This is a genomic window from Mesorhizobium sp. M1227 (genome assembly GCF_040318315.1).
In the GTDB taxonomy this organism is placed as follows: domain Bacteria; phylum Pseudomonadota; class Alphaproteobacteria; order Rhizobiales; family Rhizobiaceae; genus Mesorhizobium.
The window spans coordinates 23988-38281 of sequence record NZ_JAMYLZ010000014.1 but is presented as its reverse complement, the minus strand read 5'-3'; the positions used below and the strand labels follow the sequence as shown (position 1 = coordinate 38281).

At 62.8% G+C, this 14294-nt stretch carries 14 protein-coding genes and 1 pseudogene; 4 read left to right on the top strand and 11 right to left on the bottom strand.

Going from position 1 to position 14294, the window contains the following annotated elements:
• Positions 1–13: 13 nt before the first annotated feature.
• Positions 14–955 carry an amidohydrolase family protein gene (locus tag NKH28_RS17995; RefSeq protein ID WP_352503470.1) on the top strand — a complete coding sequence of 314 codons (942 nt, stop codon included), beginning with the start codon at positions 14–16 and terminating at the stop codon, positions 953–955.
• Here the strand turns inward: NKH28_RS17995 and NKH28_RS17990 are convergent.
• The 4 genes from NKH28_RS17990 to NKH28_RS17975 are packed head-to-tail and all read right to left on the bottom strand — an operon-like array spanning position 929 to position 5438.
• Positions 929–1900 (bottom strand): ABC transporter permease, encoded by a 972-nt coding sequence (locus NKH28_RS17990; RefSeq protein ID WP_352470930.1) that lies wholly within the window; start codon positions 1898–1900, stop codon positions 929–931. The two genes, NKH28_RS17995 and NKH28_RS17990, sit on opposite strands and share 27 nt — an antisense overlap.
• On the bottom strand, positions 1897–2862 hold the full coding sequence (locus tag NKH28_RS17985; protein WP_352503472.1) for an ABC transporter permease: 966 nt from the start codon (positions 2860–2862) through the stop codon (positions 1897–1899). Before NKH28_RS17985 ends, NKH28_RS17990 begins: the two co-directional genes overlap by 4 nt.
• Positions 2859–4367, bottom strand: coding sequence for a sugar ABC transporter ATP-binding protein (locus tag NKH28_RS17980; RefSeq protein WP_352614870.1), 1509 nt, complete (start codon positions 4365–4367; stop codon positions 2859–2861). The genes NKH28_RS17985 and NKH28_RS17980 overlap by 4 nt, the downstream gene beginning before the upstream one ends.
• An 18-nt stretch (positions 4368–4385) precedes the next feature.
• Positions 4386–5438, bottom strand: coding sequence for an ABC transporter substrate-binding protein (locus tag NKH28_RS17975; RefSeq protein ID WP_352470927.1), 1053 nt, complete (start codon positions 5436–5438; stop codon positions 4386–4388).
• A gap of 239 nt (positions 5439–5677) precedes the next feature.
• On the opposite strand from NKH28_RS17975, the gene NKH28_RS17970 reads away from it, so the two are divergent.
• A complete protein-coding gene (locus tag NKH28_RS17970; protein ID WP_352470926.1) occupies positions 5678–6478 on the top strand; it encodes an IclR family transcriptional regulator in 801 nt (266 codons plus the stop codon).
• Between the two features lie 175 nt (positions 6479–6653).
• Here NKH28_RS17970 and NKH28_RS17965 read toward each other — a convergent pair.
• The 7 genes and pseudogenes from NKH28_RS17965 to NKH28_RS17935 form a co-directional block, all read right to left on the bottom strand.
• Positions 6654–6839, bottom strand: a pseudogene (locus tag NKH28_RS17965) (SDR family oxidoreductase); the annotation flags it as partial.
• Between the two features lie 36 nt (positions 6840–6875).
• Positions 6876–8153: an ABC transporter substrate-binding protein gene (locus tag NKH28_RS17960; protein ID WP_352979869.1), complete on the bottom strand. Its 1278-nt coding sequence runs from the start codon at positions 8151–8153 to the stop codon at positions 6876–6878.
• Between the two features lie 40 nt (positions 8154–8193).
• The gene (locus NKH28_RS17955; protein ID WP_352770521.1) at positions 8194–9030 is read right to left on the bottom strand and encodes a carbohydrate ABC transporter permease; all 837 of its coding nucleotides are present in this window, start codon (positions 9028–9030) and stop codon (positions 8194–8196) included.
• Positions 9020–9967, bottom strand: coding sequence for a carbohydrate ABC transporter permease (locus NKH28_RS17950; protein WP_352770518.1), 948 nt, complete (start codon positions 9965–9967; stop codon positions 9020–9022). The genes NKH28_RS17955 and NKH28_RS17950 overlap by 11 nt, the downstream gene beginning before the upstream one ends.
• Before the next feature lie 24 nt (positions 9968–9991).
• Positions 9992–10855 carry a TauD/TfdA dioxygenase family protein gene (locus NKH28_RS17945; RefSeq protein WP_352503733.1) on the bottom strand — a complete coding sequence of 288 codons (864 nt, stop codon included), beginning with the start codon at positions 10853–10855 and terminating at the stop codon, positions 9992–9994.
• A gap of 111 nt (positions 10856–10966) precedes the next feature.
• Positions 10967–11629, bottom strand: coding sequence for a TetR/AcrR family transcriptional regulator (locus tag NKH28_RS17940; protein ID WP_352503732.1), 663 nt, complete (start codon positions 11627–11629; stop codon positions 10967–10969).
• 270 nt (positions 11630–11899) lie between these two features.
• Positions 11900–12382 (bottom strand): Lrp/AsnC family transcriptional regulator, encoded by a 483-nt coding sequence (locus tag NKH28_RS17935; protein ID WP_352540712.1) that lies wholly within the window; start codon positions 12380–12382, stop codon positions 11900–11902.
• A gap of 87 nt (positions 12383–12469) precedes the next feature.
• Between NKH28_RS17935 and NKH28_RS17930 the strand changes: the two genes are divergently transcribed.
• Both NKH28_RS17930 and NKH28_RS17925 read left to right on the top strand, forming a co-directional pair.
• Complete coding sequence (locus NKH28_RS17930) at positions 12470–13570, top strand: pyridoxal-phosphate dependent enzyme (protein ID WP_352821528.1); 1101 nt, start codon at positions 12470–12472, stop codon at positions 13568–13570.
• Positions 13571–13638: 68 nt separating this feature from the next.
• Positions 13639–14256, top strand: a complete 618-nt coding sequence (locus NKH28_RS17925; protein WP_352470919.1) for a glutathione S-transferase family protein — start codon at positions 13639–13641, stop codon at positions 14254–14256.
• The last annotated feature ends 38 nt before the right edge of the window (positions 14257–14294 follow it).

Below are 14294 nucleotides of genomic sequence, written 5' to 3'. Positions count from 1 at the left end.
ATGAGAGAGATGCGTGCCAAAGCGTTACTGCGGACCGATCATCGATGCCCACCATCACCTGTGGGATCTCGGCCTCGGCCGCCATCCCTGGCTCGCGCCCACGGCTGGCGAACGCGGCGGTCTGGGCGAGCTTGGCCCCTTGCGGCGAAACTACCTTCCTGAAGATTATTTGCGCGACGCCGGCCAGCACAGTGTCGTCGCCACCGTCCATATTGAAGCCGGTTGGGCCGGGGATGACTGCGTGGGTGAAACGCGGTGGCTTGAAACCCTCGACAAGTCGCGCGGCGTGGCCGCCCGTTACGTCGTTCACGTACCTCTGGCGAACCGCCAAGCGCCGGCGCTGGTCCAGGCGCAGGCGGCATTCGACCGTGTCGTCGGCGTACGCGACATACTGAGCTGGGATCCTGATCCCGCCCGTCGTTTTGCCGCCCGCGACGGCATCATGGACGATCCGGCCTGGCGTGCCGGCCTGTCCCTGCTTGGGCGCCGCCGGCTGGTTTTCGACCTGATGGTGTTTCCGCGCCAGCTCACCGGCGCGGCGCGCCTCGCAGCGGCATTTCCAGACCAGCTCTTTGTTCTCAACCATTGCGGCAGCCCGATCGATCGCGATGCGGACGGAATGCGGGTGTGGCGCGAGGGGCTGCGGCTTTTGTCGGAGCGCGAGAACGTCGCCATCAAGATATCGGATCTGGTCGCCTACGATCATGATTGGACGCTCGACAGCCTAAGGTCGGTTGTCATGCATTGCATCGACTGTTTCGGTACGCGGCGCGCGATGTTCGGCAGCGACTTTCCGGTCGCCGGCCTGCATGCATCGTTCGATGCGGTGTATGACAGCTTCAAGGCCATTGCAGGAGAGCTTTCCGCGGACGAGCAGACGGCACTGTTCTACGGCAATGCACGGCGCATTTATCGGCTGGACGATATGTCATCGGCGGGCCTGCTCTCTGCCTGAGAGAAGCAGCAGCCCCAGGATCAGCGACCCGAACAGGATACTGCGCCAGCCAGGCGATGCGTTGACCACGGTGATCAGCGCCGTGATCGTAACCAGCAGGATGGCGCCGGGGATGGTGCCGGCATAGGTGCCAAGCCCGCCGAGGATCGAGGTGCCGCCAAGCACCACGGCGGCAATCGAGGCGAGCAGATAAGGATCGCCGATACCGACATAGCCTTGTCCGTTCATGCCGAGGACCAACACACCGGCAAGTCCCGCACAGAAGCCGCTGATGCCGTAGACCGCCAGCGTGGTCGAGGCGACGGGAACCCCGGACAGCGCCGCGGCGAGCGGATTGGCGCCCATCGCGAATATCCGGGCGCCAAGGGATGTCGCATGCATCGTGGTCAGAACGATCACTGAAATGACCACCCACAAAAGCACGCCTGCCGGAATACCGACCGGCCGCGCATTGCCGAGCCAGCGGACCAGCGGGTTCTCGGCGGTCACGGCACTGCCGCCGGCGATGATGATCAGCAGACCTTGCAGGAATGTCGCCATCGCCAGCGTCATGATCATTGGATGAACGCGCAACAGCGCCACGCCCAGCCCGTTCACCAGACCGATTGCGCTCGTCAACGTGAGAACTGCAAGAACGGCGGTGAGCCCTGTCGGATCCGCCTGCCATGAAAGCAGCGGCAGGCTGACAGCGCTAACCGTGACGATCGCCGCGACGGAAAGGTCGATTCCGCCGGCAATCACCACGAAAGTTTGGCCCGCCGCGACCAGGCCGACCACCGCGCCCAATTCAACCAAATAGCGCAAATGCCCATAAGCGCCGAAGCCAGGTGAAGCGAAGCTCGCCGCGATCCATACCGCCGCAACTATAGCGATCGTAAGGAAGGGCCGGCTGCGCAAAATCGTCACGGCGCGCCTGCCGCTCACACTGACTTTCCGTGCTGTCATTGCTGCACCTTGCGGAATTGCGGGATGGCGACCGCCCCGATGATGATGAGGCCCTGGGCGACATATTGGGCGACCGGCGTGAAGCCGAGGAAGAACATGACACTGATCATCAGGCTGAGCAGCAGGCTGCCCGCAAGAGCGCCGCGCATGGTACCTTGGCCGCCAAGGAAACCGATGCCGCCGAGCACTGCGGCGGCTATGGAATTCAGCGTGAACGCCGTGCCGATGACTGGATCGCCCGAACCGGTTTGCGCGGCGATGAACAGGCCGGCGCCTGTGCAAAGCAGGCCGCTAATCGCGTAGGCGGCGATCCGGGCACCGTCGACCGGCACGCTGGAGCGGTAGGCGCCGACGGGATTTTCGCCTGCAGCATAGATGCTCAAACCAAGCGGCGTGGCGAGATAGAGTTTCCACAAAACCACGATGAGTACCAGCAGCACGAATGCCGCCGGCGTGTTGCCGGCAAGCAGGTCCGACAGCCACTCGGGTATGGCGCCCCCCGGCCTCGGCAGGATGAGCAGGGCAGCGCCGCCGATAATGAAGGAGCCAGCCAGCGTCACCACGATCGCCGGCAACCGAAGTTTCACGACGATGAACCCGATCGCGGCACCGATGCCGAGACCGGTCAGCGCCACCGCAGCGGCACCGCCGGCTACGCCCAGCGGTCCAGTCATCGTCGTCGCAGCGATCACTGCGCCCAGGCTGACCATGGCGCCGATGGCCAGGCTTATGCCGCCGGTGAGCATGAGGATCGCCTGGGCCATGGCGACCAGCGCCAGCGGAAACCAGCTCTGGGTGAATTTGGCGAAACCGGACGCTGTCAAGAGGCCGGGAAACAGGAAACCGTAAGCAATGACGAACGCCAGGACCACAGCGAACAGGCTGCGCACGCCGACATTGCGGCGCAGCTGAACCGGCCAGTAGAGCGCGCCGGCTTGGCTTGAGGATGCGACCGCGCTCATGCCGCAACTTTCTGCTGTTCGGCGCCCATTGCGGCGGAAACGATGGCTTCCTCGCTCAGTGCCTCGCGCTCGAGCATGGCCACGATGCGGCCTTCGCGGACCACGCCGACACGGTCGCAAAGGTGCACCAGTTCGGGTGTGTCGGAACTGAGCAGCACGATCGCCTTGCCGGCGGCGGCGAGTTTGCGAAGCATCATGTAGATCTCACGCTTGGTCTCGACATCGACGCCGCGCGTCGGGTCGTTGAGGAGAAGCACAAGCGGCTCGTGTGGCATCCATTTCGCCAGCGCGACCTTCTGCTGGTTGCCACCTGAGAGTGCCTGTGCCGGGCGGTCGAGGTCGCCCTTGATGGCAAGCTGGGCGGCGAGACCCCTTGCCATATCGCGCTCGGCACGCCGACTGCGCAGCTTCAGCGCCGGCAGCCTTGCGAAGGCGGGCAGCATCATATTGGTGATGATGGGATGGATCAGGTGCAGGCCTTCGCGCTTGCGGTCAGCCGGGACATAAGCGAGGCCGAGCGCATTGGCGTTCGGCACGCCGCCGGGCAAACCCGAAACACCGTTTACGGTCGCGGATACCGTCCTGGCGGGGATCGCGCCGTAGAGGCCAAGCAGCAGATCTTCCTGCCCCTGCCCGACCAGGCCGCCAATGCCAAGCACCTCGCCCGTCCTGATGTCGAGATCGACGTCGCGCATCAGGCCGGCCGAAAATTTACGAACCGAGATGGCGTCGGCCGGCGATGGCGAAGGCCGCCATCGTGGAAAGAGATCGCCGGGGTCGCGGCCGACCATCAGCCGTACCAGCCCGGCGGCATCGGTTCCTTCCAGCGAGCAGTCCGCCGTGCAGGTCCCGTCCTTGAGCACGGTGACATGCTTGCACAGCGCCATCACCTCGTTCAGTCGGTGTGAGATGTAGAGAATAGCGATGCCCTCGCCCCGAAGCCTCTCCAGCAGGTCGGTGAGGATTTTTGTCTCAGTTGCCGATAGCGATGAGGTGGGTTCGTCGAGAATGAGCACGCGCGGCCGGCGGTAAAGCGCCTTGGCGATCTCCACCATCTGCCGGCGGCCGAGGGACAGGTGCCCCACCGGCGCAGACAGCGGTTCGTAAAGCCCGACAAGATCGCATGCGGCCCTGGCCCGGACGGCAAGCTCGTTGTAGTCGATCAAGCCGAACCGCTTGGGATAGGCACCGAGCCCGATGTTTTCGGCAATGGACAAGCTGGTCGTCAGGCTGAGTTCCTGCTGGACAACGGCGATTCCGGCCTGTCGCGCATTAGCGGGGGTCATGCGCGAGACCGGGCGCCCATCGACCTCGATCGCCCCGCCGTCCGGGCGCAAGGCGCCGGACAAAAGGTTGATCAGTGTCGACTTACCTGCGCCGTTCTCGCCCAGCAGTGCATGCACGCGGCCGGGCTGGAGAGCGATTGAAACGTTGCGCAGAACGGGGTTGCCGAAAAAGGACTTCGACACCCCCTGCGCGGCGAGAAGCGGAGCCGTGGTTGTCAATGCTACAACCCTTCAGGCTTATTTTTGGGCCAGCAGCTTCTTGAATAGATCCTCATCGTACGGCGAATAGATGTAACCGTCAGCCGGGAAATCCTTCGCCCGGGCGAGGTATTCGTCGATGTTGGAATTGTCGATCACCGGCAACGGGATCTTGACGAAAGCCGGCACATCCTCGCCCTCCAGTGCCTGGACGGCGGTGTAGGTGGCGAAGGCGCCGAGCCAGTTCGGCTGCATCGTCGCCCAGCTCTTCAGGCCCTTTTCCTTCCACAGTTCGAGAAACTGGCGCGCATTCTCGCCGGTGATCGGCACCTGGTCGCGGCCCTGCTTGTCGAGCGCGAGCACGGCGCCCGCCGACAACGCGCCGCCCAGCGACAGGATGCCGTCGATTTCGGGGTTGGCGAAAAGCAGGCTGGTGACGGCCTCCTGGGCGGGCGCGACATTGTAGGGCGTGTTCGTCTCGGCAAGCACCTTCACATCGGGATGGGCCTTAAGCTCGGCATCGGCGCCTTTGCGCCGGTCGTCGCTGACCGAAACGCCGGCTGGGCCATTGAGGATGAGGATCTTGCCCTTGCCGCCGATGGCGTCGATCAGGAACTTGGCCGCCTGATCGCCCCACTGTGAGGAATCGGTGTTGACCTTGGCGGTCACCTGGTCGGTATCGACGAGGCTGTCGAAGTTGATGATGGCGATGCCTTTGGCGCAGGCGTCCGCCAGCACGCGCGCCGGCGCGGTCGACGAACCAGCGATCAAGATGATGGCATCGACATCGGAATCGATCATCGACTGGATCTGCTGAATCTGGACGTTGGCGTCGCCCTGGGCATCGGTCACGACGAGTTTGTCGACCAAGCCTTGCTTCTTCAAAGTCTCGACTTCGGCTTCGATCGTGCCCTGTGTCTGCTTCATCCAGGTCGGCACTGAATAGATATTGGCCCAGCCGATCGTATATGGCGCTTTGCGATCGCCCTTGATGCATTTAGCGGCGGCGTTGGCCTGCGAACCGGCGCCGAGGCTGAGGAGGAGGCCGAGGCAAAGGGCACTGGCGGACGCGAAAAACGATGATTTCGTCATGATTGTTCCCTTCTGAAGTTATGCCTGGACGTGCGGGATCGGGACGAGAGAACCCGCCGGTTGCCGCATCGGAAACCGCCCGTTTTTCTCGTCAGGACTTTCTGCGCCTGGCTCGTTATTGTCCGATATTTCAGACAGTAGGCCTGTATATCGGACAAACGGGATGCTAGACTGAGCCTTGACATCTTTCAAGCGTCTTGAGACGAGGGCCGAATGATTTTTGCGCGGGTGCGGCCTACATGAGCGATGGCGTCACTGGTCTAATTGAAACGGAAGCCGGCGCCGAGCCGCGCAATGGCGAACGGCGTCGCGGGATCGACCGCGTCATCATGCTACTGGAGGCCCTTCTGCGGCACCGCGCGCCGATGCGCGTCGGCGACATCGCCAAGATGATCGGCGCGCCGCGTTCAACCACTTATGAAATCGTCAACAGCCTGCTGGAAGCCGAAATGCTCGAAAATGTCGGGACGGAAGGCTATGTCTATTTCGGAAAGGCGATGCATCTGTTCGGCTGGGCCTACTCACATCATAATGCCCATTACCGGCGCATCATCGAAACCCTAGACAGACTAGGCGCGGAGACGGGCGAGACCGTCCAACTGTGCGGCCTGCGCGGGACCAAATATGTCGTCCTTGATTGCCGGGACTCGCCTGGCCCGTTCCGGATTTCAAGCGATGTCGGCGTCGAGGTGCCGATACCGTGGACGGCGTCCGGTAGGCTGCTGCTCGGCCATATGAGCGAGCAGGAAATACGGGACTTCATTCCGCCTGGCGACTACACGCTTCCAGACGGCCGTGTCATTGCGCCAGCCGAGTTCTTCGGCGATGTCGCTCTGGCGCGCCAGCAAGGTTTCAGCGAGACCGCCGCTCTGGCCGACCGCTTCACTTGGTGCATGGCCGCGCCCATCCGCGACGGCAACGGAGCCATCAACAAGACGCTTTGTTTCGTGTTGCCCGTCGACACGCCAGAAGCGCGGCGCAGCGAATTGCTTGCCCTGTTATGCGAGCGCGCCAGTGGGTTGTCGCTCGCGGGAAGCTAGTAGAAAATCGGCGCGCGAAGGTCCGGGGTAGGCTCCGTTCGTTCAGCCGCAGCAGCGAAACCCGAAACTGGTACTCCGGTGAGTATGGCAAAGGCGGCAGCGCGCTCCTGCTACCAGATCATCGGATATTCGATCGGAAAGATCGGCGGTCGGCTTCGGCCTGGTTCAGACCTGCCTACGGAGTGTCGCCGACCATGCCTGAGAACAGCACCGAACCGCGCTGGTCGAGAAGAGAAAGCGAAGTGAAGTCCAGTATCGAGAGCCCTCCGTCGGCGATCAGGGTTTGGCCTGTGACGAACGAAGCTTCATCACTCGCGAGGAACGCCACCGCCGCAGCGATTTCGGCCGGCGTTCCCATTCGGTATGTGCGAGGCGATATGAACGTCGGTTCATATGATTACGCTGGCATCAGCGGTTTGACGCGGTCGATAATGGCGGCGACCGCTTCCTTCGGGCTCTTGCGACCGAGGACAGCGAGTTGAACCTCCTCGAGAAACGTCGACTGAGCGCGAGCGGCTTCGGGAAAAGCCGGAAATGCCGGTCGCGCTTTGGCGAGCGCGGCAGCCTCGACCTTCGCCTGCGGCAGCGACCCGGCGAACGACGGCTCGGCATAGGTCGAGGTGCGGACGGGGCCATTGCCGTTGCGCGCCATGTCGAGTGTGGCGGCCTTGCTCGCTACGAAGCGGATGTAGCTCCAGGAGAGCTTCTTGTCCGTCGAATTGGCGGGAATGGCCATCGCCCAGGATTCAACGACCGGATGCATTTCGTGACCGCTGCCGAGGGTTTTGGAGCCGGGGAACTCGATCGCCTTGATCTTTCCCGGTGCGGTCGACTGTTCCTTGTTGTTGAGCTGCGCGTAGCGGGCGAAAGGCAGCACCGCGAAGGCCGCGCGCCCCTGCTGCATCCACGTCACCATGTCGTCGTTGCGCGTTGTGGCATAGCTGCGGGGGAGCGCGCCGGCCTTGAAGAGGTCGGCAAGCGCGGACAGGCCTTTTTCCATCGCCTCCGGATCGGGGACCACCTTGAACTGCTTGTCGATGAAATCGCCGCCGAAGGCGCGGGCGAACATGACCGGGAAGACGGCGAGGTCGCTCGCAAGGATCATGCCGACGACGGGCGTGCCGGACCTGGAGGTGAAGGTCAGCTTCTTCGCCTGGTCGACCAGCTCCTCCAGCGTGTTCGGTGGCGCCGAAATGCCGGCCTCCTGAAGCAGCTCCTCGTTGTAGAAAAGCCCCTGCGTGGCATGGCGCACCGGAACGCCGACGAGCTTGCCGCCGACGGTCATCGAGTGGCGCAGGCCCTCGGCGATATCGTCGAAATCCTCGATCGGCTCGGCTTTCCGGAGATCGTCTAGCGGCTCGAATAGCGAGGCGATCTGCGACGTCATGCGGTTGTCGATGACATAGCCGATGTTGAAATCGGTCTCGCTCAGGCTCGCCTCTCGGAACAGCCGGTCCTGGAGCGGATTGCTGTCAAGCGTGGTCCAGGATATCTGGGCATTGTTCTTGTCCTCCCAGGGCTTGATGACATTGCCGGCGGCGCCGGTCGTCAGGTTGGCTTGGTGGACGCGATGGCAAAGCACATTCAGCGTCTTTACCTGGGCATGGGCCAACCGACCCAAGGCACCCGTCGCGCCGGCGGCCATCGCCGTCGTCAGCAGGGCTCTGCGTGTCATGTGCAAAGGCATTGTCTTCCTCCCTTTCTCGGTGACGTCGTCACCCCTTGGTCGCGCCGGCGGTCAATCCGGCGACGAGAAACCGGTTCATCAGGACCACGAAGACGAGAACCGGCAGCAATTGGACGGTAGAGGCAGCAAAGAGGACGCCCCAGTCGACGCCATCGATCGAACTGATCATCTCCGAAAGGACCAGAGGCGCGGTCTTGGCGTGGTTGGCGGTGAAGATATAGGCGAACAGAAACTCGTTCCACGCGAAGACGACCACGAAGACGGCGACGGCGAGCATGCCGGGCGCTACGAGCGGCAAGATGATCTTCACAAGGATCGTCAGCGGCCGCGCGCCGTCGAGGACGGCCGCCTCGTCGAGTTCGCGCGGTACCTGGTCGATGAACGTGCGCATCAGGAGCGTGCCGAGCGAGACGAAGAAGGTCGCGTAGAGCAGGATCAGCACCAGATGGGTGTCGTTGAGCCCGAGCCGATTGACGACCGGGAACAGTGGCAGCGTTACGACGATCGGCGGGATCAGCCGCGATCCGATCAGAAACATCACCGATCCCTCCAGGAAACGGACGCCTCGATAGCGCGAGTAGGCAAAACCGGCGAGCAGACTTGCCATGACGGCAAGCGCCGTCGCCCCGGTGGTGATGATCAGGCTGTTGACGAGCCCGTCGAAAAAGGCCGGCCAGCGCTGCCACAGCGAGGCGTAGTGCTCGAAGGTCGGTTCGAAGAAGAGCTCCGGTGGAACCGCGAAAATCTCGCGACCGGGTTTGAACGACGAGAGCACGATGAAGCCGATCGGAAACAGTGACCAGACGACGATTGCCGCAACGGCGAGCGTCTTTCCGGCACCGATGGCGAGACGCCTAGAACGCATTGGCCATGGATTCCTTGCGCAGCCGCCAGACATAGCCAGTCGCAAGCAGCAGCGAGATGACGACCATCATCCATGCCGTCGCGGCCGCCGTGCCGAACGAGTTGTAGCGGAAGCCTTCCTGATAAAGATAAACGGAAACGACCTCGGTCGTGCGTGCCGGGCCGCCCTGGGTCAGGAGCCAGACCTCGGAAAAGAGACGGAAGGCGAAGATGTAGCGGAAGAGCAGCGCGATCAGCATCGCTGGCGCCAGAAGCGGCAGCGTGATGTTGCGGAAGAGCTGGAACGCATTGGCTCCGTCGGTGCGCCCAGCCTCATAGAGCTCCTTCGGAACCGCGAGCCGTGCCGCATAGAGGATGATGAATGTGAATGGCAGGTGCAGCCAGATCGTGAGCAGGCCGACGAGGATGAGGCCGTGAGAAGGGATGAACGTCCAGTCGAGCGTCGGCAGACCGGTGTATCGCAGCATCAGCGTGATCGGGCCGACGTCTGGATCGAACAGGAAGCGCCACATTGCGACCGCCGTCACCTCGCTGATGGCGTAGGGAGCGAGCACCACGACGAGCATGACGCGCTGGAGGGGAAGCCCGGAGGCGAAAAGCAGGGCCAGGCCAAGGCCGAGCAGCAGTTCGATATGAACCGCCACGGCGACGACGAGGACCGTGTTCCAGACCGAACCCCAAAAATAGGGATCGGTGAGGACGCGGATATAGTTATCGAAGCCAACGAAGGTTGCCGATTGGCCGAATGACGAGGCTTCGAAACTCAGCCACAGGACGAAGATCGCGGGGAGCACGATGATCCCAAGCACCAGGAGGTGCACGGGCGTCGCATAGAGGTAGGCAGGCGAAAACGCGAAGCGCCGCCTCATGGTCTCGCCAGCCGCTTCCGCCGCCCCTTCCCCCCTATGGCCGACGGACGCCTCGGAACCAAATGCCATTGCTCCTCCCTGAGCGGTTGCGTGTCAGCCGTCCCTGGCGGCAAGTGGAACGGTGCCCTCCACCGTTGTTCTGTACATTACCCGGCGATATCCAGGATAATCGTTGATGGCGGTGTGCAGGACATGGGGATTGTTCCACATACCGAGCGTCTTCGGTTCCCAACGCAGCCTGCAGTTGAACTCGGGCCGGACAGCCCGCGCCATCAGGAAGTCGATCATCGGCTTGCTTTCTTCCTCCGTCATCCCCTTGAAATTGGTCATCACGCTGCTGACGAAGACATAGCGCCGGCCAGTCTCGGGGTGGCGACAGATCACAGGATGCTCGACGACGGCATTCTCGATCGTCTGGACATCGGCCTTGACGCCGAGCCGGCTGTGGGCCGCGTTGATGGCGAAGACCCCGCGGCCGCTATGGACGCCCGTCAGGCCTTGCAGGATCTCGACCAGCCGCGGCGAAAGCGAGTCATATGCCTTCTCGAGGCTGGAGAAGCAGGTGTCGCCGCCAACCGGCGGCACCTCCTCACCGTAGAGAATCGTAATGCCCGGTGGCTTCGGTAGCCAGGCGAGGTCCATGTGCCAGTCCTCGCCGATCACTTTGCCCGTGTCGTCCGGCTCGCGCACGAAGCGCACGATATCGTCAAAGCCGTCGATCGGCGTGTGCACCGGATTGCCGCTAAATGGTCCGAACCGGCGGGCGACCTTGTGGACGCCAGCGGCGTCAAGCTCCTGATCGCGCACGGCGAGCGCATGATATTTGTAGAGCGCGCGGCGAACGTCCTGGAAGGCATCCTCGCTCGCGCTCGCCAGATCGATCCCGCGAATTTCCGCACCGAGTGCACCAGTGAAGGGGCTGACCTCGAAACGGGTGAATGCATCATCGCGCAGCACGTGATCCTCCCTAATACGCGCCTCGTCGCCATCATGGGCTGACTTACCTGCAAGTAAGTAACTTGAAAGCCAAAGGCTGTCAACTCACCCTCGCTTTGTTCCACCGGATATCTAGCCTCGATCCGAGCCCTTCCCCGCATCCTGCCAAGCGGCGCGGATGATCGCGGCGAGCGCTGCGAAAGTCCTGGCGACCTCGTCGAAGCTTCCGGTGTCCTGCGTCATCGGTGGACAGGACAGAAGGGTAATGCGCAGCATGTGCACGAGCTCGTCGCTGAGTGTGTCGGAGGAAAGCTCTCCGTCCTTCACCGCCTGGTCCACCGCATGACGCAGGCTCTGATCATAGACCCGGTTGACGCGCTCCAAGGCACGTTCCGCTGGTTCGCCGAGAACCGGGAGGTCGTGGCGAAGGCGCGAAAGCGGGCTCCACATATTGCGGGCTCCCTTCTCAGCGTTGAAACGTTCGTAGAAGCGGCGCAGATCCTCGAGCTGCATATCGAGACGGTCGAAGAACCGGATATCGGGGGTCGTCCAGAAGCGCTTGATGCGGGCCTCGGCGTTGGCGGCGAAGTCCGCGATCAATTCCTCCATCAGCTGACGCTTGTTGCCGAAGTGATGATGGATGTTGGCGCGCGTCGTGCCGATTGCCGTCGCTATATCGCCGAAGCTGAAACCATCGTGGCCGCGCAGGACATAGAACTCGGCCGCGACCTCTTTGATTCTGCTGCGGGTAGAGTGCGCCTCATCGCCGGGAGATCCTGAAGTGTTGGCTCTCATATCCCTTCCGAAATTCATGCCGCCGTTGGACGATCAGTATACGGGAGCGAGCTGCACCCCCCGTTTCATACATGGATATTCTTCTACGCACGAGTGGAAGTAATTTGCGCCAGGGGCAGACATTCGCGAAGCATCTTGGCGGCAGCGATTAGCTCGGTGCGGCGGGTGAGTAGATACGGGATGCGTGTAGCGAACTTCAATCGGGTTCGCGCCCTTGACTAGAATTCCGGGTCAAGCAGGGCAGTCAGCTTGCCGGGGGCACGCCGCAACTCAGGCAGTGGATAGCGGCCGCGCATCCGCTGCGCCAACCACTTCCCGCATTGTCACGATGGTGCGGAACGCCCTCACGTTCGAATTGGCGTGGAAGACTTCCCGCGCGAAGACATCGTACGCCTCCATCCCCGGCAATTGCAGGAGGAGCACGAAATCGGCTTCACCGGTGACATACCAGGCCTGACGAACCTCCGAGCGCCCGCGGAGCTTGCCGATGAAGGCGTCCAACTCGACAGCGCTCTCCCGTTCCAGCGAAACGAGCACATGGATGGTTAGCGGCAGGCCCACGGCCGCCGGACGAATGACGGCAATATCCGCCGCGATCACGCCATCCTTCCGCAGCCGGCGCAGGCGGCGCAGGACCGCACTCTGGGAAAGCCCGACCTGCTCGGCGAGACGCCGCGCCGGGATCTGGTTGTCGCGCTGAACCAGCGACAGCAGCACATGGTCGAAGCGATCGAGGGCAGCGGTTTTCGTCATTTGGACAGGCATCTATGACGAAATCAGGCAGCTGGGCAACGATAATAGGCGCCAAGCGCCATCGTTTCGGGAATAGAATTTCGCCTCATGACCACAGACACACAGCCGGGCCTTGGCCCTGATCTCATTGCGGCGCTGTTACAGCGCCTGTCGCCGTTTTATGCACCGACACCGCTGCTCGACCTGCCAAGCCTGGCTGCGAGCCTGGATGTGACCCAGGTGCTTGCCAAGAACGAGGGCCACCGTGCCCTGGGCAGCTTCAAGTCCCTCGGCGGCACCTATGCCGGTCTGTGCGCTCTCGCTCGCGCTACCGGGATGGATATCGATGAACTGCTCGATCCAGAGCGGGCCCAGACGCCGCTGCCGGCGCTAATCACGGCCAGCGCCGGCAATCACGGACTTGCCGTCGCCGCGGCGGCGAAGTTTGCCGGCGGGAGGGCAAGGATATACCTCCATACGGGCGTCCCTGCGGGCCGGGTGCGGCGTATCGAGTCCCAAGGCGCCGAAATCGTGTGGGTCGACGGCACCTATGACGATGCCGTCGATCGGGCCTCTGCGGCAGCCCGCGCCGGGGAAGGCATTCTGGTGGCCGATACCTCGAGCGACCCGGATGATCCAGCGGTCGCTGATGTCATCGCTGGCTATGCCGTGATTGCCGCGGAAATCCGTCGCCAAGTCGAGGAGATTGGCCATCTGAGGCCAACCCACCTTTTCGTGCAGGCCGGTGTCGGTGGACTTGCCGCCGCCCTGACGACTGGGCTGAAGGACTGGCTGATGCCTCCGGCCATGATCGTCGTGGTAGAACCAGAGGCCGCAGCCTGCGTCGCGGCCGCGCTGTCGCAAGCACGCTCAGTTCGGATATCCGGCGATCTCAAGACGTCGGCAGACATGCTCGCCTGTGGCGAAGCAGCGGCATCGGCGCTCGACGTACTGCGCCAAGGCAACGCTCGGGTCATAACCGTGTCCGAAGCGGCGCTTGCCGACGCGAAGAGCCGGCTTCGTGAGGCAAACGGTCCAGACACAACCCCGTCGGGTGCCGCAGGCCTCGCCGGCCTCGCCACCGCCGTCGCGGCTTACGGCCTGTCGCAGGAGCTTGCGCTCGACGAATCGAGCCGGGCGCTGATCATCGTGACCGAGGCCGAACTGGAGAAGGACGCAGGACGATGGCACCGGACCCGGGATCATTGAACGGAAGAGCGGCTGGGCCACGTACTGCTCGATATGTCCGCATTCCAGACCCAACGCAGAATGGGTCCATGAAACTCATCTACCAGACCCACTCTCCCTACGCGCGTAAGGTTCTGGTCTTTGCCCACGAGACTGGGCTTGCCGGACGTCTGCGCGTCATTCATCAGGAGACGAGCCCCATCAATCGCAACGATGATGTGTTTGCGATCAATCCGCTTGGCAAGGTGCCCGTTCTCGTTGTCGACGACGGCTATGCTCTCTTCGATTCGGGCGTAATCTGCGACTATCTCGACAACCTTGAAAGCAGTCGTCGGCTCATCCCCGAAACAGGGCGGGCCAAATGGTCCGCCCTGCGCCTCCAGGCGCTTGCCGGCGGCATGTGCGACGCAGGCATTTCCATCCGCTGGGAAAACGAGCGCCGCCCTGAACATCTGCGTTATCCCGCCTTGGGTGCAGGCATGACGATGAAGCTTATCGAATCCTATGACTTCGTGGAAAGCGAGGTCGAATTCGACGCGCCGCTCCATGTCGGCCACATCGCGCTCGCCACTTGTCTAAGCTGGCTGGAATTCCGCGGACTGCCCGACTTCCTGCAGGGAAGGCCACGACTGGCACAATGGTATAGCTCCTTCGTGGAACGCCCTTCAATGCGTGCCACGCCCTACGGCGGCGACACGCGAGATTGATATCGATCGCCAGGCTTTCGAGTTCCAGCATGTGTCCC

What these genes read in the sequence shown, in the direction of transcription:
- NKH28_RS17990 (WP_352470930.1), bottom strand. Translation starts at nt 1,900, where the DNA reads ATGACAGCACGGAAAGTCAGTGTGAGCGGCAGGCGCGCCGTGACGATT.
- NKH28_RS17985 (WP_352503472.1), bottom strand. Translation starts at nt 2,862, where the DNA reads ATGAGCGCGGTCGCATCCTCAAGCCAAGCCGGCGCGCTCTACTGGCCG.
- NKH28_RS17975 (WP_352470927.1), bottom strand. Translation starts at nt 5,438, where the DNA reads ATGACGAAATCATCGTTTTTCGCGTCCGCCAGTGCCCTTTGCCTCGGC.
- NKH28_RS17970 (WP_352470926.1), top strand. Translation starts at nt 5,678, where the DNA reads ATGAGCGATGGCGTCACTGGTCTAATTGAAACGGAAGCCGGCGCCGAG.
- NKH28_RS17960 (WP_352979869.1), bottom strand. Translation starts at nt 8,153, where the DNA reads ATGACACGCAGAGCCCTGCTGACGACGGCGATGGCCGCCGGCGCGACG.
- NKH28_RS17955 (WP_352770521.1), bottom strand. Translation starts at nt 9,030, where the DNA reads ATGCGTTCTAGGCGTCTCGCCATCGGTGCCGGAAAGACGCTCGCCGTT.
- NKH28_RS17950 (WP_352770518.1), bottom strand. Translation starts at nt 9,967, where the DNA reads ATGGCATTTGGTTCCGAGGCGTCCGTCGGCCATAGGGGGGAAGGGGCG.
- NKH28_RS17940 (WP_352503732.1), bottom strand. Translation starts at nt 11,629, where the DNA reads ATGAGAGCCAACACTTCAGGATCTCCCGGCGATGAGGCGCACTCTACC.
- NKH28_RS17935 (WP_352540712.1), bottom strand. Translation starts at nt 12,382, where the DNA reads ATGACGAAAACCGCTGCCCTCGATCGCTTCGACCATGTGCTGCTGTCG.
- NKH28_RS17930 (WP_352821528.1), top strand. Translation starts at nt 12,470, where the DNA reads ATGACCACAGACACACAGCCGGGCCTTGGCCCTGATCTCATTGCGGCG.
- NKH28_RS17925 (WP_352470919.1), top strand. Translation starts at nt 13,639, where the DNA reads ATGAAACTCATCTACCAGACCCACTCTCCCTACGCGCGTAAGGTTCTG.